The organism is Caballeronia sp. GAWG2-1 (assembly GCF_023631405.1).
Lineage (GTDB): Bacteria > Pseudomonadota > Gammaproteobacteria > Burkholderiales > Burkholderiaceae > Caballeronia.
Genome location: NZ_JALQDD010000002.1, coordinates 15,264 through 32,702 on the forward strand (window position 1 = coordinate 15,264; position 17,439 = coordinate 32,702).

The following is a 17,439-nucleotide window of genomic DNA, read 5'->3' on the forward strand; positions in this document are numbered from 1 at the left end:
TTTATTCGTCGATACCGCCGGACGGCGCCAGCGTGCGCACGGCGTCGTTCGGGTTGCTGCGGACCATCGTCGGCGTGGGTTCGGCGGGTCGTTTGTTCGGCGCGGGCTTGCGGCCCGGCGCGGACGCGGGCAACGCCGCGGCAGGCGCCGAAGCGACGCGCGCATTCGCGGCCCGTGCTGCAGACGCCGCCGCTGGCGCCGAAGCGATGCGCGCGTTCGCTGCTTTCGGCGATGATGCAGGCAACGCCGGCGCCGATGCAGCCCGAGCCACCGCCGGATTCGACGCCGCCAGCGGCGAGAACGCCGGCGACGCGTTCACCACCGAGGCCGGCAGCGCCGCCGCGACGGGCGATTGCGTGCCGCCGATCATCGGCAGGCCGGCGTCCGTGGTCGCGGATGCGGCGGCTTCGATCGCGGCCGCCTCGGCGCCAGGCTTCAGGCGATCGACCAGATAATAGTCGAGCACCTTGCGCGCGACCGGCCCCGCCGATTCCGCGCCCCAGCCGCCGTTTTCGACGATCAGCGCAAGCGCGATCTTCGGCTGCTCGGCCGGCGCAAACGCGATGAACAACGCGTGGTCGCGCAAATGCTCGGCCGTCGCGTGACCGTGATAGTTCGCGCCCTGCAGCGAGTAAACCTGCGCGGTTCCGGTCTTGCCCGCTGCCTGATAAGGCGCGCCCACGAAGAGCTTCGCGGCTGTACCGTTCGTGATGACGCCTTCCATTGCGCGCTTGATGAAGTCGACGTCTTGCTGGCGCACGGGAATCTTGTCGCTCGGGTCGCGCACCACGACGCGCATGGCCTTCGTCAGCGGATTCTCGATGTCGCGCACCAGGTGCGGCTTCATCACGACGCCGTTATTGGCAAGCGTCGCCGTGGCGTGCGCGAGCTGCAGGATGGTGAACGAGTTGTAGCCCTGCCCGATGCCAAGGCTGATCGTTTCGCCTTCGTACCAGCGTTGCTGCTCCGGCTTGCGATACGCCTTGCGCTTCCATTCCGTCGACGGAAGAATGCCGCGCGCCTCACCCGAAATGTCGATCCCGGTAATTTGGCCGAATCCCCACGGCTTCATGAAGCCGGCCATCGCGTTCACGCCGAGGTCGCGCGCGAGCATGTAGAAGTACGTGTCGTTCGACACGACGATCGCGCGATTCATGTCCACCCAGCCCTGACCCGAGCGCACGTCGTTGCGGAACGTGTGACCGCCGAACGTGAAGAAGCCGGGGTCCTGAAAGCCCCAGCCAGGCGTGCGCTTGTGCAGCGTGAGCGCGGCGAGCGCCATGAACGGCTTATAGGTCGAGCCCGGCGGATACGTGCCATGCAGCGGACGATTCAGCAACGGATGATCGGGCGAGTTGTTGAGCGCGTCCCACGTCTGCTGATCGATACCATCGACGAAGGAATTCGGATCGAAGCTCGGCGCGGACACGAACGCGAGCACGTCGCCCGTCGATGGCTCGATTGCCACGAGCGCGCCACGCTTGCCCGCGAATGCTTGCTCGGCGACCTGCTGCAGCCCGATATCGAGCGACAGCACGAGGTTGTTGCCGGGCGTCGCCTGCGTGCGCGACATCGTGCGGACCGGGCGGCCGCCCGCCGTGACTTCGACTTCCTCGAAACCTGTCAGACCATGCAGCTCGGTTTCGTAGCTCTGCTCGACCCCGATCTTGCCGACGTAATCCGTGCCCTTGTAGTTGTTGGCGTCGAGACGCGGATCGTAGTGATCGGAGGCTTCGTCGTTGGCGTCGCTCGCGTCGTCGATACGCTCCTGATCGCGCTGCGAAATTCGCCCGATATAGCCGATGACGTGCGCGGCCGTCATGCCGAGCGGATATTGCCGGAAGAGCCGCGCGCGCACTTCGACGCCCGGAAAGCGGTAATGCTGTGCGGTGAACTTGGCGACTTCGTCGTCGGTGAGACGCGTGCGGATTGGCAGGCTTTCGAAGTTCTTCGAGTCTTCCAGCAGCTTCTTGAAACGCCGGCGATCGCGTGAATCGATAGGAATGACTTGCGAGAGTGCGTCGATGGTGTCGTCGAGCGACGCGGTGATCTTGGACGGCGTGATTTCGAGCGTGTAAGCGGAATAGTTCTTCGCCAGCACCACGCCGTTGCGATCGGTGATGATGCCGCGGTTCGGCACGATCGGCGCCACGGAGATGCGGTTCTCGTTTGCCTGCAACGAGTATTTGCTGAAGTTCCAGACCTGCAGATAGAGGAAACGCAGGCCGATCAAACCGAAGCAGACGAACACGAACATTCCCGCCGCCGCGACGCGCAGGCGGAATCTGGACAACTGTTGCTCGGTGTTCTTTATTTCGGTCATGCAGCTTTCGCGGTGGGTCGCGATTCAAGTGTAGTCCGCGCGCGTTCGCATCGGGGGCGGCACGCGCGCGGTGGCGCTCAGATCGGGCGCGTATCGTCGGGATCGGCGGCGCGTCGTTGCGGTATCAGCAAAAGAAAACTCGTGACCGGCCAGAGCGCGGCTTCGACAAATCCGTTGACGAGATAACTCCAGCCGGGAAACGCGGCGCCCGTCATCAGGCGGATCACGAACGGCACGAGATGCGCGCCCACCAGAAGCGGCGCGACGACGAAGGTTTGTACAGGCAGGGACATCCACAGGACACGCCTGTGAATGGTAATCGCGCCATAAGACAACAAGGTATAAGCCAGCGCATGTTCGCCGAGCAGATTCGCGCTATGCACGTCCATCAACAGCCCAAGCAGAAACGCGATGCCCATGCCCACCTTGCGCGGTTGATGGACGTTCCAGAACAGCAGCACGAGCGCGACGAAATCCGGTATGCCGATAAGCCGGCCCCAAGGCACCAGATTCAGCAGAAACGCTGCAGCGAGGCTGAAGGTGATGAAGTACGGATTGACCGGCTGAAGAATGTATTGCGGGCGGTTCATTGCGCGGCCCTCGCGGATGCGGGCTTAGGCATATGCGCTTTTCGCGATGGCCGGGCGGTAGCGGCCGAGGCGGCTTTCGGCGCGGCAGGTTTCGCGCTGGGCTTTTCCACGGCAGCGGGAGCGGATACCGGAGCGGCAGCCGACGCGGCCGATGCGCCGCTTGCACCCTCGGTGGAGACCGTGGCCTTCGCGATAGGCTTCTTCTTGCCCTTGTTCTCTTTCGCTTCCTTTGCAGCGGCGGCGGCTTCGACTTCGATCGGATTCGGCGGCACGTTCACGTTGTAATGCAGTACGAGCAACTGACGCGCGCCGCGAACAGCGGCAATAGGCACGCAGACGACGCGCGCGAATGCCGTATCCGCCTGCTTGTCGACGCGCAGCACTTTGGCCACCGCGAGTCCCGGCGGATAGATGCCATCGAGACCGCTCGTCACGAGTTCGTCGCCAGCTTGGACGTCGGCGCTGATCGGCACGAAGCGCAGGTCGAGTGTGTCGCCTTTCGGCGTGCCGTAGATCACGCTGCGCAAACCCGTGCGCGCGATCTGCACCGGCACCGCTTGATCCTTGTCCGTCAGCAGCGTGACTTCCGATTGCAACGGAAACACGCGCGTGACTTGACCGATCACGCCGTCTTCTGTCACGACGGGCGCGCCATCCTGGATGTTTTGCTGCGAACCCTTGCCGATCACGACTTTCTGCGTGAAAGGATCGCGCGTGTCGTATTGGATTTCGACGGGCGTGGTTTGCGTCGTCGCGCGCGATTGCAGATTCAGCAATGCACGCAGATGCGCGTTCTCAGCCGAAAGCTGAGAGGCATCGCCCGCCTTGACGGACAGGTCCAGATTCTTGTCGGAGAGCTTGCGGTTCTCGCTGCGCAAGGTGGCGCTCGTAACCGCGAGGTCGGCCGCGCCCATGAAGATGTCGCGCGGCACGAGCGCCGCGCGTTGCAGCGGATAGAGGCCGGCGCCGAGCATGCCGCGCGCAATTTCCAGCGTATTGAACCGCGCATCCGAAACGAGCAATGCGATGGCGAGCACCACAAAGAAGATCAGTCGCGCGAGCGCGGAAGGGCCTTGCTTGAAAAGTGGCGGCGGACTGTATTCCATGGTCGGCGCCGAGGGCGTGAGCGGGTGGATCGATGCTGCAGGTTTGCCGGTTTCGGCTGAGCCTGCCCTACGCTGTTTCAACAACGGCCCGGACATGAGCCGGGCCGTGTGCGCGTCGCGTTACGCGGGTGCGTTCAGACTGTGCGTGGAAGACCGTGAGGTCGTGGAACAGCGAAGTCTGAAGGTCACGGCCGTATCACTCGTAGGAGAAGATGCTGCCGAGCTTGTCCATGCGTTCGAGCGCCATGCCCGAACCGCGCACGACGCAGGTCAGCGGATCTTCCGCGACCAGCACCGGCAAGCCGGTTTCTTCCGCGAGCAGACGGTCGAGATCGCGCAACAGCGCGCCGCCGCCAGTCAGCATCATGCCGCGTTCGGCGATATCCGCGCCGAGTTCCGGCGGAGTTTGTTCCAGCGCGATCTTCACCGACGAGACGATCTGATTCAGCGGGTCGGTCAGCGCTTCGAGAATTTCGTTGCTGGAAATGGTGAAGCTACGCGGAATGCCTTCGGAAAGATTGCGGCCCTTGACTTCCATCTCCTTCACTTCGGAGCCGGGGAACGCCGAACCGATTTCCTTCTTGATGGCTTCAGCCGTTTGCTCGCCGATCAACATGCCGTAGTTGCGACGGATGTAGTTGACGATGGCTTCATCGAACTTGTCGCCGCCGACGCGCACCGAGCCTTTGTACACGATGCCGCCAAGCGAGATGACGCCGACTTCCGTCGTGCCGCCGCCGATGTCGACGACCATGGAACCCGTGGCTTCCGAAACCGGCAGACCTGCGCCGATGGCAGCGGCCATGGGTTCTTCAATGAGATAAACCTGCGAGGCGCCCGCGCCGTGCGCTGCTTCCTTGATGGCGCGGCGCTCGACTTGCGTGGACCCGCACGGCACGCAGATGATGATGCGCGGCGACGGCGAGAACATGCGGGATTCATGTGCAGTCTTGATGAACTGCTTGATCATCTGCTCGGTAACGGTGAAGTCGGCGATCACGCCGTCCTTCATCGGGCGGATGGCCTCGATGTTGCCCGGCACTTTCCCGAGCATCTGTTTGGCTTCCTTGCCGACTGCCTGAATGGTCTTCTTGCCGTTCGGGCCGCCTTCCTGGCGAATTGAAACGACCGATGGCTCGTCGAGAACGATGCCCTTGCCGCGCATGTAGATCAGCGTGTTGGCGGTGCCGAGGTCAATCGCCAGGTCGTTGGAAAAGTAGCTGCGCAAAAAACCGAACATTCAAAAATCCTGTCTCGCTGGGTGGCCGTGCGTCGCTATGAGCGCCGGGGACGGCAGCGGAAAAAATAACGGTTTGCCGGGGCGGCGAAGGTTCGCCGTGAAGTGCAAATCCGCGAGGAAATCTACCGCAGGATAAGACGTGCCGCGTAAACGTTTCTCGCAATTTAACGATTCAAGGAGAAAGCCGCTGGCAGGTCAATCCAGAAGTGAGTCGAACGTGTAATGATACCTTATAATTTGGGCGTATCTATAGGAAAAGGATGGCACTTTTTGCCGTCGCCAGTCTGCTTTTTAGCGCTTTTCCCAGGATCGCAACGCGCGCCGCAAACTATCGCGGCGCAGTGTGTTTTCGAGATTGGGAAGTCCACGCTTATCTCCGGTGATTTTCATGTCTTTGACCCTGACCGACGTAAAACGTATCGCGCATCTCGCGCGGCTCGAGTTGCCCGAACACGAGGCAGAACCCACGCTCGCGCGCCTGAATGACTTCTTCGGTCTCGTCGAACAGATGCAGGCCGTGGATACCTCCGGCATCGAACCGCTTGCGCATCCGATCGAACAAATCGAGGAAGTCGCGCTGCGCCTGCGCGACGACGCAGTTTCAGAGCGCGTCGAGCGCGAAGAGTTCCAGCGCAGTGCGCCAGCCGTTCAAGACGGGCTGTATCTGGTGCCGAAGGTCATCGAATAACGCAATCGAACAAGTAACGCGTCGGGCGTATCCAGCGCCGAAACGACACTCCCGCGCGGCGTTCACCGCCGCGCTCATCAGGGAACTGCAATGCATCAGAAAAGTTTGACCGAACTGCGCGCCGCGCTCGACTCCAAGGAAATCTCCGCGGTCGAGCTGGCGCAGTCGTATCTGCAGCGCATCGAGGCCGCGAAGAATCTGAACGCCTTCATCGGCATGGACCGCGACCTCACGCTCGCTCAGGCTAAAGCCGCCGACGCGCTCATCGCGGAAGGAAAGGCTGGCGCGCTCACCGGTTTGCCGATTGCGCACAAGGACGTGTTCGTGACGCGCGGCTGGGCATCCACGGCCGGTTCGCACATGCTCGAAAACTACGCGAGCCCGTTCGATGCCACCGTCGTCGATCGCTTGAAGCAAGCGGGCATGGTCTGTCTCGGCAAGACCAACATGGACGAGTTCGCCATGGGTTCGTCCAACGAGAATTCGTACTTCGGCGCGGTGAAAAATCCGTGGGACCTGAAGGCCGTGCCGGGCGGTTCGTCGGGCGGTTCGGCCGCTGCCGTCGCCGCGCGTCTTGCGCCCGCCGCGACCGGCACCGACACGGGCGGCTCCATTCGCCAGCCCGCGTCGTTCACCGGCATCACCGGTATCAAGCCGACTTACGGCCGCGTGTCGCGTTACGGCATGATCGCGTTCGCGTCGTCGCTGGATCAGGGCGGTCCGATGGCTCAGACCGCCGCGGACTGCGCGCTCTTGCTCAACGCAATGGGCGGCTTCGACGAACGCGACTCCACCAGCCTGCAACGCGACAACGAAGACTACACGCGCCATCTCGGCCAGACGTGGAATGGCGGCGATGCGCAAAAGCCGCTCGCCGGATTGCGTATCGGCATGCCGAAGGAGTACTTCGGCGCAGGGCTTGCCGACGACGTGCGCGCCGCCATCGACGCCGCGTTGAAGCAATACGAAGCGCTCGGCGCGACGCTCGTCGAAGTATCGTTGCCGAAGACCGAGCTTTCCATTCCCGTGTACTACATCATCGCGCCGGCGGAGGCCTCGTCGAATCTGTCGCGTTTCGACGGCGTGCGATACGGGCATCGCGCGGCGCACTACACGGACTTGCTCGACATGTACAAGAAGTCGCGCGCGGAAGGCTTCGGTCCCGAAGTGAAGCGGCGCATTCTGGTTGGCACGTACGTGTTGTCGCATGGCTACTACGACGCGTATTACCTTCAGGCGCAGAAGATTCGCCGCATCATCGCGCGCGATTTCCAGGAAGCGTTCAAGCGGTGCGACGTCATCATGGGACCGGTCGCGCCGTCGGTCGCGTGGAATCTCGGCGAGAAGGCCGACGATCCCGTGCAGATGTATCTCGCCGATATCTACACGCTCTCCGTGAGCCTCGCGGGTCTGCCCGGCATGAGCGTGCCGTGCGGTTTCGGTGCGGGCGCGAATGCGAATCGGCCGGTCGGTCTGCAGATCGTCGGCAACTATTTCAACGAAGCCCGGATGCTTCAGGTCGCCGACGCGTTCCAGCGCGCGACCGACTGGCATGCCAAGGCACCATCGGCAGCGGGAGTATGAGCATGCAGTGGGAAGTCGTCATCGGTCTGGAAACGCATGCGCAGTTATCCACCGTTTCCAAGATTTTCTCGGGCGCGGCAACGCAGTTCGGCGCAGCGCCGAACACGCAAGCCTGTCCCGTCGATCTCGCGTTGCCGGGCGTGCTGCCCGTGATGAATCGCGGCGCGGTCGAACGCGCGATTCGCTTCGGCTTGTCGATCGGCGCTCATATCGCGCCGCGCAGCGTCTTCGCGCGCAAGAACTACTTCTATCCGGATCTGCCGAAGGGTTATCAGATCAGCCAGTACGAGATTCCTGTCGTGCAGGGCGGTCAGCTCACCATCCAGGTTCCAGCCAATGAAAAGGCCGGCAAGGAAGCATACGAGAAGACCGTCAATCTGACGCGCGCTCACCTCGAGGAAGACGCGGGCAAGTCGCTGCACGAAGACTTCGCGGGCATGACGGGCATCGATTTGAATCGCGCGGGCACGCCGCTGCTCGAGATCGTCACCGAGCCGGAAATGCGCAGCGCGGCGGAAGCGGTTGCGTATGCGAAGGCGTTGCATGGTCTCGTCGTGTGGCTCGGCATCTGCGACGGCAACATGCAGGAAGGCTCGTTCCGTTGCGATGCCAACGTGTCGGTGCGCCCGGTCGGTCAGAAGGAATTCGGCACGCGCGCGGAGATCAAGAACCTGAACTCGTTCCGGTTCCTCGAAGAAGCGATTCAATATGAAGTGCGCCGTCAGATCGAACTGATCGAAGACGGCGGCACCGTCGTGCAAGAGACGCGTCTTTACGATCCCGACAAGCGCGAAACACGCTCCATGCGCAGCAAGGAAGACGCGCACGACTACCGCTATTTTCCCGACCCGGACTTGATGCCCCTGGTTATCGAGGAAAGCTGGGTGGCGCGCGTGAAGTCGGAACTGCCGGAGTTGCCAGCCGACATGCAGAAGCGTTTCGCCGAAACGTACGGCTTGACGCCTTACGACGCCGGCGTGCTCACGTCGTCGAAGGCAATGGCTTCCTATTTCGAAGCCGTCGTGCAGGCGGCGGGCGCGGCGCAGGCGAAGATCGCCGCCAATTGGCTCATGGGCGACGTCTCCGCGCAACTGAACCGCGAATCGCTCGACATCGGCGAGTCGCCGGTCGCGGCGGCACAACTCGCGCTGCTTCTGCAACGCATTGCGGATGGCACCATCTCCAACAAGATCGCGAAGGACATTTTCCAGGCGATCTGGGACGAGAAGGCGACCGACGTGGGCGCGGCGGACCGCATCATCGAGGCGAAGGGGCTCAAGCAGATTTCCGATACCGGTGCGCTCGAAGCCATCATCGACGAGGTGCTCGCGGCGAACCAGAAATCGGTGGAAGAATTCCGCGCGGGCAAGGAAAAGGCGTTCAACGCGCTGATCGGCCAGGCAATGAAGGCGACCAAGGGCAAGGCGAACCCGCAGCAGGTAAACGAGCTTCTGAAGAAAAAGCTATCCTGAGCAAGCACTTGGGCGAAATCCTCCGCGTCGACGGAGAGCCGGTCGCCTGGAAGTAGCACAACGAACGGGCTGTTGCCGTCTAGCTTGGCAGCGGCCCGTTTTCATTGGCGTTTCGGGATAGAACAAAAGGTTGGCGACATGGCAAAGAAACCGTCTCTGGACGACTTCCTCGTCCCGTATTTCGATGACGACAAGAAGCTCAAGCCCTTCGATCTGAGTTCGATCGATCCATCCGGCAAGCCGTTTTCGAACGGCTCGAAAGACGAAGACCGCGACCGGCTCGCGGCAATCGGCGCGCAACTCGACGACCTGCAGGAGAAGCTGCACGCACAGCGTCTTCGGCGCGTGCTGCTCGTGCTGCAAGGCATGGACACGAGCGGCAAGGACGGTACGGTGCGCGCGGTGTTCCATGACGTCGATCCGCTCGGCTTGCGCATCGTGCCGTTTCGCGCGCCTTCCGAGCGCGAGGCCTCGCACGATTTCCTCTGGCGCGTGCACGCGCAGGCGCCGATGGCCGGCGAGTTCGCTGTCTTCAATCGCAGCCACTATGAAGACGTGCTCGTGCCGCGCGTGATGAAGTCTATCGACGATGACGAATGCGAGCGCCGTTACCGGCATATTCGCGAGTTCGAGGCGTTGCTCGCGGATAGCGGTACGACCATCGTCAAATGCTTTCTGCATATTTCGAAGGACGAGCAGCGCGAGCGTTTGCAAGCGCGTATCGACGATCCGACCAAGCACTGGAAGTTCGATGTCTCCGATCTCGACGCGCGCAAGCTGTGGAACGAATATCAGCGCTCGTATGAGCTGGCGTTAGGCGCGACCTCGACCGAATACGCGCCGTGGTACATCATTCCTGGCGATTCGAAACCGCATCGCAACGTGATGGTCGCGGAGCTTTTGCTGCGCACGATGCAGGGCATGAAACTCGAATTTCCGGCCGCCAAGGAATCGCTCAAGGGCGTGAAGGTCGAATAAACAAGGAGAGAGGACAAGTATGTTTCGGGTGATTACCGCCAATCTGAATGGCATCCGTTCGGCGGCCAAGAAAGGTTTCTTCGACTGGTTTGGCGAGCAGAAATCGGACGTCGTGTGCGTGCAGGAAATCAAGTGTTCGCAGGACGATCTCACGCCGGAGTTTCTCGCGCCGCATGGTTTCAAGGGTTATTTCCAGCACGCGGTGAAGAAGGGTTATAGCGGCGCGGGTTTGTACACGCGTCACGAGCCGGACGATGTCGTGATCGGCTTCGGCAGTGCAGAGTTCGATCCCGAAGGACGTTACGTGGAAGCGCGTTTCGGCAAGCTGTCCGTGGTGTCGGTGTATGTCCCGTCTGGGTCGAGCGGCGAAGAGCGGCAGCAGGCGAAGTATCGTTTCATGGACGAATTCATGCCGCATCTCGCCGGGCTTTCGCAAGAGCGTGAGGTGATCGTGTGCGGTGACGTGAATATCGTGCACAAGGAAATCGACATCAAGAACTGGAAGAGCAACCAGAAGAACTCGGGGTGTCTGCCGCAAGAGCGCGAGTGGCTCACGAAGCTTTTCGACGATGTCGGTTACGTCGATGTCTTTCGCACGCTCGACCAGCGTGCCGAGCAATACACGTGGTGGAGCAATCGCGGGCAGGCGTACGCGAAGAACGTGGGGTGGCGTATCGACTATCAAATCGCGACGCAGGAAGTCGCGGCGACCGCCAAGAAGACTTCCATTTTCCGCGACATCAAATTCAGCGATCACGCGCCGCTGACTATCGATTACAACTGGAAGATCGGGAAGAAGTAGGTTAACGCCCCCCCTTCTTAAACCGCCCCAACCCGCCGTAATTCGGCAACTGGTCGATGCTCTTTCCCACCGCTTTGGCATACAGCGGCATCATGTCCGGCAGGCGCTTGAGCAAGTCCTGCCGGCGCTCCGGCCCATACGGATGCATCCAGATGAAACCGTTGTCGGAACGTCGCGTGGCGGTATCGATCTTGTTCCACAAGGTGATGGCCGCGCGCGGATCGTAACCTGCGCGCGAAGCAATCTCGCTGCCGATGACATCCGCTTCGGTCTCGTCGGCGGGGGCGTATTTCATGGCCAGCAACTGATCGCCGATGCCAAGCGGCTGCGAACCGTAATCGGTAAAGCCGAAAAGCTGCGGCATGGTACCCGACGACAACTGCTGCGCCTGCTGCCGCCCGAGCCGTTCGCGCGCATGTTCGCGCAGCGCGTGCGCGATCTCATGGCCGATCATCATGCCGATCTCGTTGTCGTTCAGATGCAGCTTGTCGATGAGCCCGCTATACACCACGATCTTGCCGCCCGGCAAACAGTACATGCGCACTTCGGGCGACTTGATGACGTTGATTTCCCACTTCCAGTTCTTCGCGCGGTCATTCCACTTGAGCGCGAACGGAATCTCGTGAGTGGCGATATCGCGCACGCGCTTGACGAGCAGATTGTCATTGCCGAGCAGTGTCTTGTTGCGCTCGGCGTCGTGAATGATCTGTGCATATTCATCGCTCGCCTGCTGTTCGAGCGTCGCGGGTGGAATCAGATTGCGGAACAACGCCGAGTTGCCGAAGCGGATCTGGCTGTTCGGCGCCGTGTAAGGCGGCGCGCGCTCTTCGTCCTGAGCGCGCGCGGACATGGGCGCGAGCGTCGCCAGCATGAGCGCGCAGATGAGCGCGCCAAGCGTGGGCCGGGCCGGCATCGATACCGTCATCGTGGCGTTCTCCATGGCGCGATCTTCGGCAACAGTAGCATGCCGGGTATGGACAGCGCGACGCACACCATGAAGTACGGAAACCATCCTGTTTCACTCACGATAAAGCCGCTGCCCGCCGCCGCGAAAGTCCGTGGCACGGCGGCGAGGCTCGTGAAGAGCGCGAACTGAGTCGCGGTGTAGCGCGGATCGGTCGTGCTCGCGATATATGCCGTGAATGTGGCGAGCGTGAGGCCCGTCGCGAACGTTTCGAAGCCGTAAAGCACCGCGAGCGCGGCGGGCGACGGCCCGATTTTCGTGAGCCACGCAAAGCCGAGCGTCGCGATGATCTGCAAGAAGCCGAAGACCCAGAGTCCGCGCGCAATGCCGATCTTCACGAGGCAGATACCGCCGATCAAGCCGCCCGCGATGCTCGCCCAGAACGCCACCGCTTTCGCTATCACGCCGATCTGCGTGAGCGTGAAGCCTACGTCGATGAAGAACTTCGTGGCGAGCGCGGTCGCCATGGTGTCGCCGAGCTTGTAGAGGAAGATGAAGCCCAGCACCAGCAGCGCGGATTGCCAGCCATTGCGCGTGATGAACTCGTGGAACGGCTCGACGATCGCCTCGCGCAACGTCTTGGGCGGCGCGCCGTGAATGGCCGGCTCCTTGACCACGAGCGTCATGATGAGGCCCGGCAGCATGAACGCGGCGGTGATCAGAAACACGGTCTTCCACGGAAGAACGTTCGTGAGAATCAGCGAAAGCGAGCCAGGCACGAGCCCCGCCACCTTGTACGCGTTGACATGAACCGCGTTGCCGAGACCTTGCTCGGTATCGGCGAGCAGCTCGCGGCGGTAGGCATCGATGACGATATCCTGACTCGCGCTGAAGAACGCGACGAGCGCGGCGATGGCCGCAACCGCCCACAGATTCTGCGCGGGCGAAAAGAACCCGAAGGAGCCGATGGCCACCATCACGAGCACTTGCGTGACGAACATCCAGCCGCGCCGTCGGCCCGGACGCCAGCCCGGAAAGCGCGGAATGAAGCGGTCCATCAACGGCGACCAGACGAACTTCCACGTATAGGGAAGCCCGATCAGTGCGAAGAGGCCGATCTCCTTGACGTTGACGCCCGCAGTCGAGAGCCACGCCTGCAACAGGCTGTAGAGCGTGAAGAGCGGCAGTCCGGACGTGAAGCCGAGAAAGACGCAAATGAGGATGCGCGCGTTGAGGAACGCGTGCAAGCCGGGATCTTCTTCGTGAGCTGTAAGAGCGGGCGCCTCGCGTGGCGTTTCGGGCATATCGATGTGGGTAATACGTCGTGGTGGTGCGTTTCGATGCGTGACGGGCCGATTCGAACTCAGCGGCGCTTCACGCGATAGACCGCAAGACTACCACGCCAGTTCGCGCCCCAACGGACCGTTTGCCCGTCGTGCAGCACCACGCGGTCCAGTATCTCGATGCCCACTTCGGGCGCGAGCGCCTCGAAGTCCTTGATGGTCAGAACGCGCACGTTCGGCGTGTTATGCCATTGATACGGCAGCGATTTCGAAACCGGCATGCGCCCTTGAATAACCGAGAGCCGATGCTGCCAGTATCCGAAGTTCGGGAACGAGACAATGCATTCGCGACCCACGCGAACGGTTTCACGCAGGATCGCCGCAGTCTGATGAATGGTCTGCAGCGTCTGCGAAAGCACGGCGAAATCGAAGCTGTCGTCTTCGAAAAGACGCAGGCCGTCTTCGAGATTCTGCTGGATCACGTTCACGCCTTTTTGCGCGCATGCGAGCACGCCGGCGTCGTTGATTTCGATGCCGTAACCGTGCACTTCGAGTTCTTCGCCGAGCAGCGAGAGCAGCGAACCGTCGCCACAACCGAGATCGAGCACGGAGGAACGCGGTTCGACCCAGCGCGCGATGGCGCGAAAGTCCGAACGCAGCGCGAGGGAATCGAGAGTGTGCTGGTTCATACGCCGATCTCCGTGGCAATGCGTTCGTAATAGGCGCGCATCAGGTTGTGATAGCGCGCGTCGTCGAGCAGGAAGGCGTCGTGGCCGTGCGGCGCGTCGATCTCCGCGTAGCTCACGGTGCGCTTGTTGTCGAGCAGCGCTTTGACGATCTCGCGGGAACGCGCGGGCGCGAAACGCCAGTCGGTCGTAAAGCTCGCGATCAGATACTTCGCCGTTGTGTTGGCGAGCGCGCGGCGCAGGTCGCCTTCGAAGGCCTTGGCGGGATCGAAATAATCGAGCGCGCGCGTGATGAGCAAGTACGTGTTGGCGTCGAAGTATTCGGCGAACTTGTCGGCCTGATAGCGCAAATACGACTCCACTTCGAACTCGACGTCGAAATTGAAGTTGTACGCGTCGAGCGCGCCTTCGGCACGGCGCAGCGCGCGGCCGAACTTCACGGCCATGTCGTCATCCGACAGATAGGTGATATGGCCGATCATGCGTGCCACGCGCAAGCCGCGGCGCGGCTTCACGTCGTGTGCGTAGTAGTCGCCGCCGTGGAAGTCGGGGTCGGAGAGAATCGCCGAGCGCGCCGTTTCGTTGAACGCGATGTTCTGCGCCGAAAGCTTCGGCGTCGATGCCACCACGATGCAATGCCCGAGCCGCTCCGGATACATCGTGCTCCAGGCAAGCGCCTGCATGCCGCCGAGACTGCCGCCCATCACCGCCGCGAAGCGTTCGATGCCGAAGCGGTCGGCCACGCGCGCCTGCGCATGCACCCAGTCTTCCACCGTCACGACGGGAAAGCTCTTGCCGTAGGGCTTACCGCTTGTACGGTCGATGCTCATCGGCCCGGTCGAGCCGAAACACGAACCGAGATTGTTCACGCCGATCACGAAGAAGCGGTCGGTATCGAGCGGCTTGCCCGGACCAACCATGTTGTCCCACCAGCCTACGTCTTTCGGGTTGTCGGCATAGACGCCCGCCACGTGATGCGACGCATTGAGCGCGTGGCAAACGAGCACGGCGTTCGAGCGCGCGGCGTTGAGTTCGCCGTAGGTTTCGACGACGAGTTCGTAGTCGTTGAGCGTCGAGCCGCTTTGCATGACGAGCGGCTCGGTGAAGCGCAAGGTTTGGGGAGTGACGATGCCGATTGATTCCATTCATTCCGCCTTGAAATAGCGGCTAAACGGGTGTCGGCGATGCGCGTGTGGATTGACGGCGCGGCTGACGACCTCTTTAGCCGCATTTGTATTGAACCTCCCCGCAGTACCGCTTGGGAAGGTTCGCGCGCCCGCAATCGAGTCAGCAAATCGGCGCGTGTTCGAATTCAGATTGAGCGAAGAAGTATAGCGGAAAACGTAATAAAGCCGCCAATAGCGGTGCCCGGGCGTTCTGGATATGGCCCGAGTTTGTGTCTATATTGTCTAATCTGCGCGTGGGCCCTGGAGCGGAAATGAAACCGAGTCGTGTGAGGCCGCTGAGCCATCTCAAGAGCCGCGCGGCCGAAATGATCCGCAACGTCGTCGAGAGCCGCGAGCCCATGCTCATCACGCAAAACGGCGAAGGCCGGGTGGTCGTGCAGGACGTGCAGTCTTATGAAGACCTGCACCAGACCGTGGCTTTGCTCAAGATTCTGGCGATGGGGCAGAAGTACATCGAGGCGGGGCATTGCATAGACGCAATCGACCTTTTCGGCGAACTCGAACGGCTCGACAGGGAAGAAGGCGTCAAGTGAAAACCGTCTTTCTCGATCCGGTGCAGCAGGAGTTGCGCGACTATAGACGCTACGTCATCAACAAGTTCGGCAAGATGGCGTGGAAGGCCACGCGCGACGGCCTGGCCGACACCATCGCCGAGATAGAAGCGTCACCGCGTCGTGGCGCGACGCCGCCCGAACTGGTCGACTTCCGCATGACGGGATACTACGAAGTGGCGAGCGGCACCAACCGCGTCATCTACAAGGTGGATGGCGAAACCATCTACGTGCATCTCGTCGTCGATCAGCGCTCGGACCTCGAAGACATGCTCGCGCGGCGCCTCTTCAGGATGTAGTCGCTTTCGCCGCTCGAAAGCCGCCGCCGCGCATGCCGAGCGTGAGCGCGCGCAACGAACGCACGGTGCGATCCACGTAATGCGGCCGGCCCGAGCCGGGCAAGCGCTGCGAAATGCCGCCGCTTGACGTGCGCGCCATCGGCAAATGGCCGACGATCCACACCGTGCGAATGCCGAGCCGCCGGTAGCGCTTCAAATGCCCGCGCGTGTCTTCCACCAGAATCGCGTCTTTCAAATGCACGTGCGCGCGGCGCATCGCGCGACGGAGCATGGGCGCATCGGGCTTGGCGCGCCAGCGTTCGCCGTCGCGCATGTCCTCGATGGCGATCACGCGCTCGAACAGCTTGCCGATACCCAGTTCCGCGAGCACCGAGCGCGCGTAGAGCGTCGGTCCGTTGGTGAGCACGATCTTGCGGCCCGGCAGCGCGCGCACGATGCGCTTCAGGCCGCGCTCGGCGCGCAGCATGGACGGCAGATCGGGGAAGGTATGGACTTCGCGCAGGAAATCGGCGGGATCAATGCCGTGATGCCGCACGAGTCCGAGCAAGGTCGCGCCGTATCGCACCGTGTAGCCGACGCGCAGCCGGTTCGCTTCGTCGATATCCACGCCCAGCCGGTCGATGATGTACTGCGTCATCGCGCGATTGATCGCCGGAAAAATCTCGTGCGACGCGTGATGCAGCGTGTTGTCGAGATCGAAGAGCCAAACTGGGCCGCGCGTTTTGACATGACGGCGGCGAGCACTGCGAGATGAACTCATGCGCGATTACGTTCGGCAAATAAAAACGCCCGCGCGGAGCAAACCGCAGCGGGCGTTGGAGGAAGAGTGACGAAGCTCAATGCGAGCGGATCATTGTGCCGAACGGCTGCTCGGTCAGAATTTCGAGCAGCACCGAATGCTCGATACGCCCGTCGATGATATGCACCGAACGCACGCCGCTTTTCGCCGCATCCAGCGCGGAGGAAATTTTCGGCAACATGCCACCGGAGATGGTGCCGTCGGCGAAGAGGGCGTCGATCTCGCGCGCGGAAAGGTCGGTGAGAAGATTGCCTTCCTTGTCCATCACGCCGGGAATGTTGGTCATCATCACGAGCTTTTCGGCGTTCAGGACGACCGCCAGCTTGCCCGCGACCAGATCCGCGTTGATGTTGTAGGAGAGTCCGTCTTCGCCGAAACCGATAGGCGAGATGACCGGAATGAACGCGTCGTCCTGCAGCGCCTTCACCACCGCCGGGTTGATGGACTCCACTTCGCCCACCTGACCGATGTCGATGAACTGGCCCGGATTATCGCGATCCGGCATCATCAGCTTGCGCGCGTGGATGAGCCCGCCGTCCTTGCCGGTCAAGCCGACCGCCTGACCGCCGAAATGGTTGATGAGCGTGACGATGTCCTGCTGTACCTCGCCGCCGAGCACCCATTCGACCACTTCCATGGTCTCTTCGTCGGTGACGCGCATGCCCTGAATGAAGGTGCCCTGCTTGCCGATCTTCTTGAGCGCCTGGTCGATCTGCGGACCGCCGCCGTGCACGATCACCGGATTGATGCCGACGAGCTTCAGGAGGATCACGTCGCGCGCGAAGCCTTGCTTGAGGCGCTCTTCGGTCATTGCGTTGCCGCCGTATTTGATCACGACCGTCTTGCCGTGATACTGACGGATATAAGGCAGCGCCTCGGCCAGAATTTCGGCTTTCAGCGTAGGCGCGATCTGCGTGAGGTCAGGTAGCTCGGACATGGCGGCAAAT

At 61.9% G+C, this 17,439-nt stretch carries 17 protein-coding genes; 7 read left to right on the top strand and 10 right to left on the bottom strand.

What is annotated here, in order from left to right; genetic code table 11:
* Nucleotide 1 precedes the first annotated feature (1 nt).
* From mrdA to NCR98_RS00495, 4 genes are all read right to left on the bottom strand, one after another.
* The gene (gene mrdA / locus NCR98_RS00480; protein ID WP_250508444.1) at nt 2–2,323 is read right to left on the bottom strand and encodes a penicillin-binding protein 2; all 2,322 of its coding nucleotides are present in this window, start codon (nt 2,321–2,323) and stop codon (nt 2–4) included.
* A gap of 77 nt (nt 2,324–2,400) precedes the next feature.
* Complete coding sequence (mreD, locus tag NCR98_RS00485) at nt 2,401–2,913, bottom strand: rod shape-determining protein MreD (RefSeq protein WP_250525270.1); 513 nt, start codon at nt 2,911–2,913, stop codon at nt 2,401–2,403.
* Nucleotides 2,910–4,019, bottom strand: coding sequence for a rod shape-determining protein MreC (mreC, locus tag NCR98_RS00490; RefSeq protein WP_250525271.1), 1,110 nt, complete (start codon nt 4,017–4,019; stop codon nt 2,910–2,912). The genes mreD and mreC overlap by 4 nt, the downstream gene beginning before the upstream one ends.
* A 196-nt stretch (nt 4,020–4,215) precedes the next feature.
* A complete protein-coding gene (locus NCR98_RS00495; RefSeq protein WP_004189550.1) occupies nt 4,216–5,259 on the bottom strand; it encodes a rod shape-determining protein in 1,044 nt (347 codons plus the stop codon).
* Between the two features lie 388 nt (nt 5,260–5,647).
* On the opposite strand from NCR98_RS00495, the gene gatC reads away from it, so the two are divergent.
* From gatC to NCR98_RS00520, 5 genes are all read left to right on the top strand, one after another.
* Entirely contained in the window at nt 5,648–5,947 is a 300-nt protein-coding gene (gene gatC, locus NCR98_RS00500) for an Asp-tRNA(Asn)/Glu-tRNA(Gln) amidotransferase subunit GatC (RefSeq protein WP_244826745.1), read from the top strand.
* Nucleotides 5,948–6,037: 90 nt separating this feature from the next.
* Nucleotides 6,038–7,531, top strand: coding sequence for an Asp-tRNA(Asn)/Glu-tRNA(Gln) amidotransferase subunit GatA (gene gatA / locus NCR98_RS00505; RefSeq protein WP_250491652.1), 1,494 nt, complete (start codon nt 6,038–6,040; stop codon nt 7,529–7,531).
* A complete protein-coding gene (gatB, locus tag NCR98_RS00510) occupies nt 7,528–9,003 on the top strand; it encodes an Asp-tRNA(Asn)/Glu-tRNA(Gln) amidotransferase subunit GatB (protein ID WP_250525272.1) in 1,476 nt (491 codons plus the stop codon). Before gatA ends, gatB begins: the two co-directional genes overlap by 4 nt.
* Nucleotides 9,004–9,141: 138 nt before the next feature.
* A complete protein-coding gene (locus NCR98_RS00515; protein ID WP_250525273.1) occupies nt 9,142–9,981 on the top strand; it encodes a PPK2 family polyphosphate kinase in 840 nt (279 codons plus the stop codon).
* Nucleotides 9,982–10,000: 19 nt separating this feature from the next.
* Nucleotides 10,001–10,783, top strand: coding sequence for an exodeoxyribonuclease III (locus tag NCR98_RS00520; RefSeq protein ID WP_244826749.1), 783 nt, complete (start codon nt 10,001–10,003; stop codon nt 10,781–10,783).
* A gap of 1 nt (nt 10,784) precedes the next feature.
* Here NCR98_RS00520 and NCR98_RS00525 read toward each other — a convergent pair whose 3' ends face one another.
* Genes NCR98_RS00525 through metX form a run of 4 tightly spaced genes read right to left on the bottom strand, consistent with a single transcriptional unit; the run spans nt 10,785 to nt 14,801 of the window.
* Nucleotides 10,785–11,723 carry a M48 family metallopeptidase gene (locus NCR98_RS00525; RefSeq protein ID WP_350029492.1) on the bottom strand — a complete coding sequence of 313 codons (939 nt, stop codon included), beginning with the start codon at nt 11,721–11,723 and terminating at the stop codon, nt 10,785–10,787.
* Nucleotides 11,705–12,991 (bottom strand): AmpG family muropeptide MFS transporter, encoded by a 1,287-nt coding sequence (locus NCR98_RS00530; RefSeq protein WP_250462597.1) that lies wholly within the window; start codon nt 12,989–12,991, stop codon nt 11,705–11,707. Before NCR98_RS00530 ends, NCR98_RS00525 begins: the two co-directional genes overlap by 19 nt.
* A gap of 59 nt (nt 12,992–13,050) precedes the next feature.
* Nucleotides 13,051–13,659, bottom strand: a complete 609-nt coding sequence (gene metW, locus NCR98_RS00535; protein WP_250462600.1) for a methionine biosynthesis protein MetW — start codon at nt 13,657–13,659, stop codon at nt 13,051–13,053.
* Complete coding sequence (gene metX, locus NCR98_RS00540) at nt 13,656–14,801, bottom strand: homoserine O-succinyltransferase MetX (protein WP_250525274.1); 1,146 nt, start codon at nt 14,799–14,801, stop codon at nt 13,656–13,658. Before metX ends, metW begins: the two co-directional genes overlap by 4 nt.
* A gap of 293 nt (nt 14,802–15,094) precedes the next feature.
* On the opposite strand from metX, the gene NCR98_RS00545 reads away from it, so the two are divergent.
* Nucleotides 15,095–15,376: a type II toxin-antitoxin system Phd/YefM family antitoxin gene (locus NCR98_RS00545; RefSeq protein WP_244826753.1), complete on the top strand. Its 282-nt coding sequence runs from the start codon at nt 15,095–15,097 to the stop codon at nt 15,374–15,376.
* Nucleotides 15,373–15,693 (top strand): type II toxin-antitoxin system RelE/ParE family toxin, encoded by a 321-nt coding sequence (locus NCR98_RS00550; RefSeq protein WP_244826754.1) that lies wholly within the window; start codon nt 15,373–15,375, stop codon nt 15,691–15,693. Before NCR98_RS00545 ends, NCR98_RS00550 begins: the two co-directional genes overlap by 4 nt.
* On the opposite strand, the gene NCR98_RS00555 is transcribed toward NCR98_RS00550, so the two are convergent.
* The gene (locus tag NCR98_RS00555) at nt 15,683–16,453 is read right to left on the bottom strand and encodes a pyrimidine 5'-nucleotidase (protein WP_250491657.1); all 771 of its coding nucleotides are present in this window, start codon (nt 16,451–16,453) and stop codon (nt 15,683–15,685) included. The two genes, NCR98_RS00550 and NCR98_RS00555, sit on opposite strands and share 11 nt — an antisense overlap.
* A 76-nt stretch (nt 16,454–16,529) precedes the next feature.
* Nucleotides 16,530–17,429: an acetylglutamate kinase gene (gene argB / locus NCR98_RS00560; protein WP_244826756.1), complete on the bottom strand. Its 900-nt coding sequence runs from the start codon at nt 17,427–17,429 to the stop codon at nt 16,530–16,532.
* Nucleotides 17,430–17,439 lie beyond the last annotated feature (10 nt).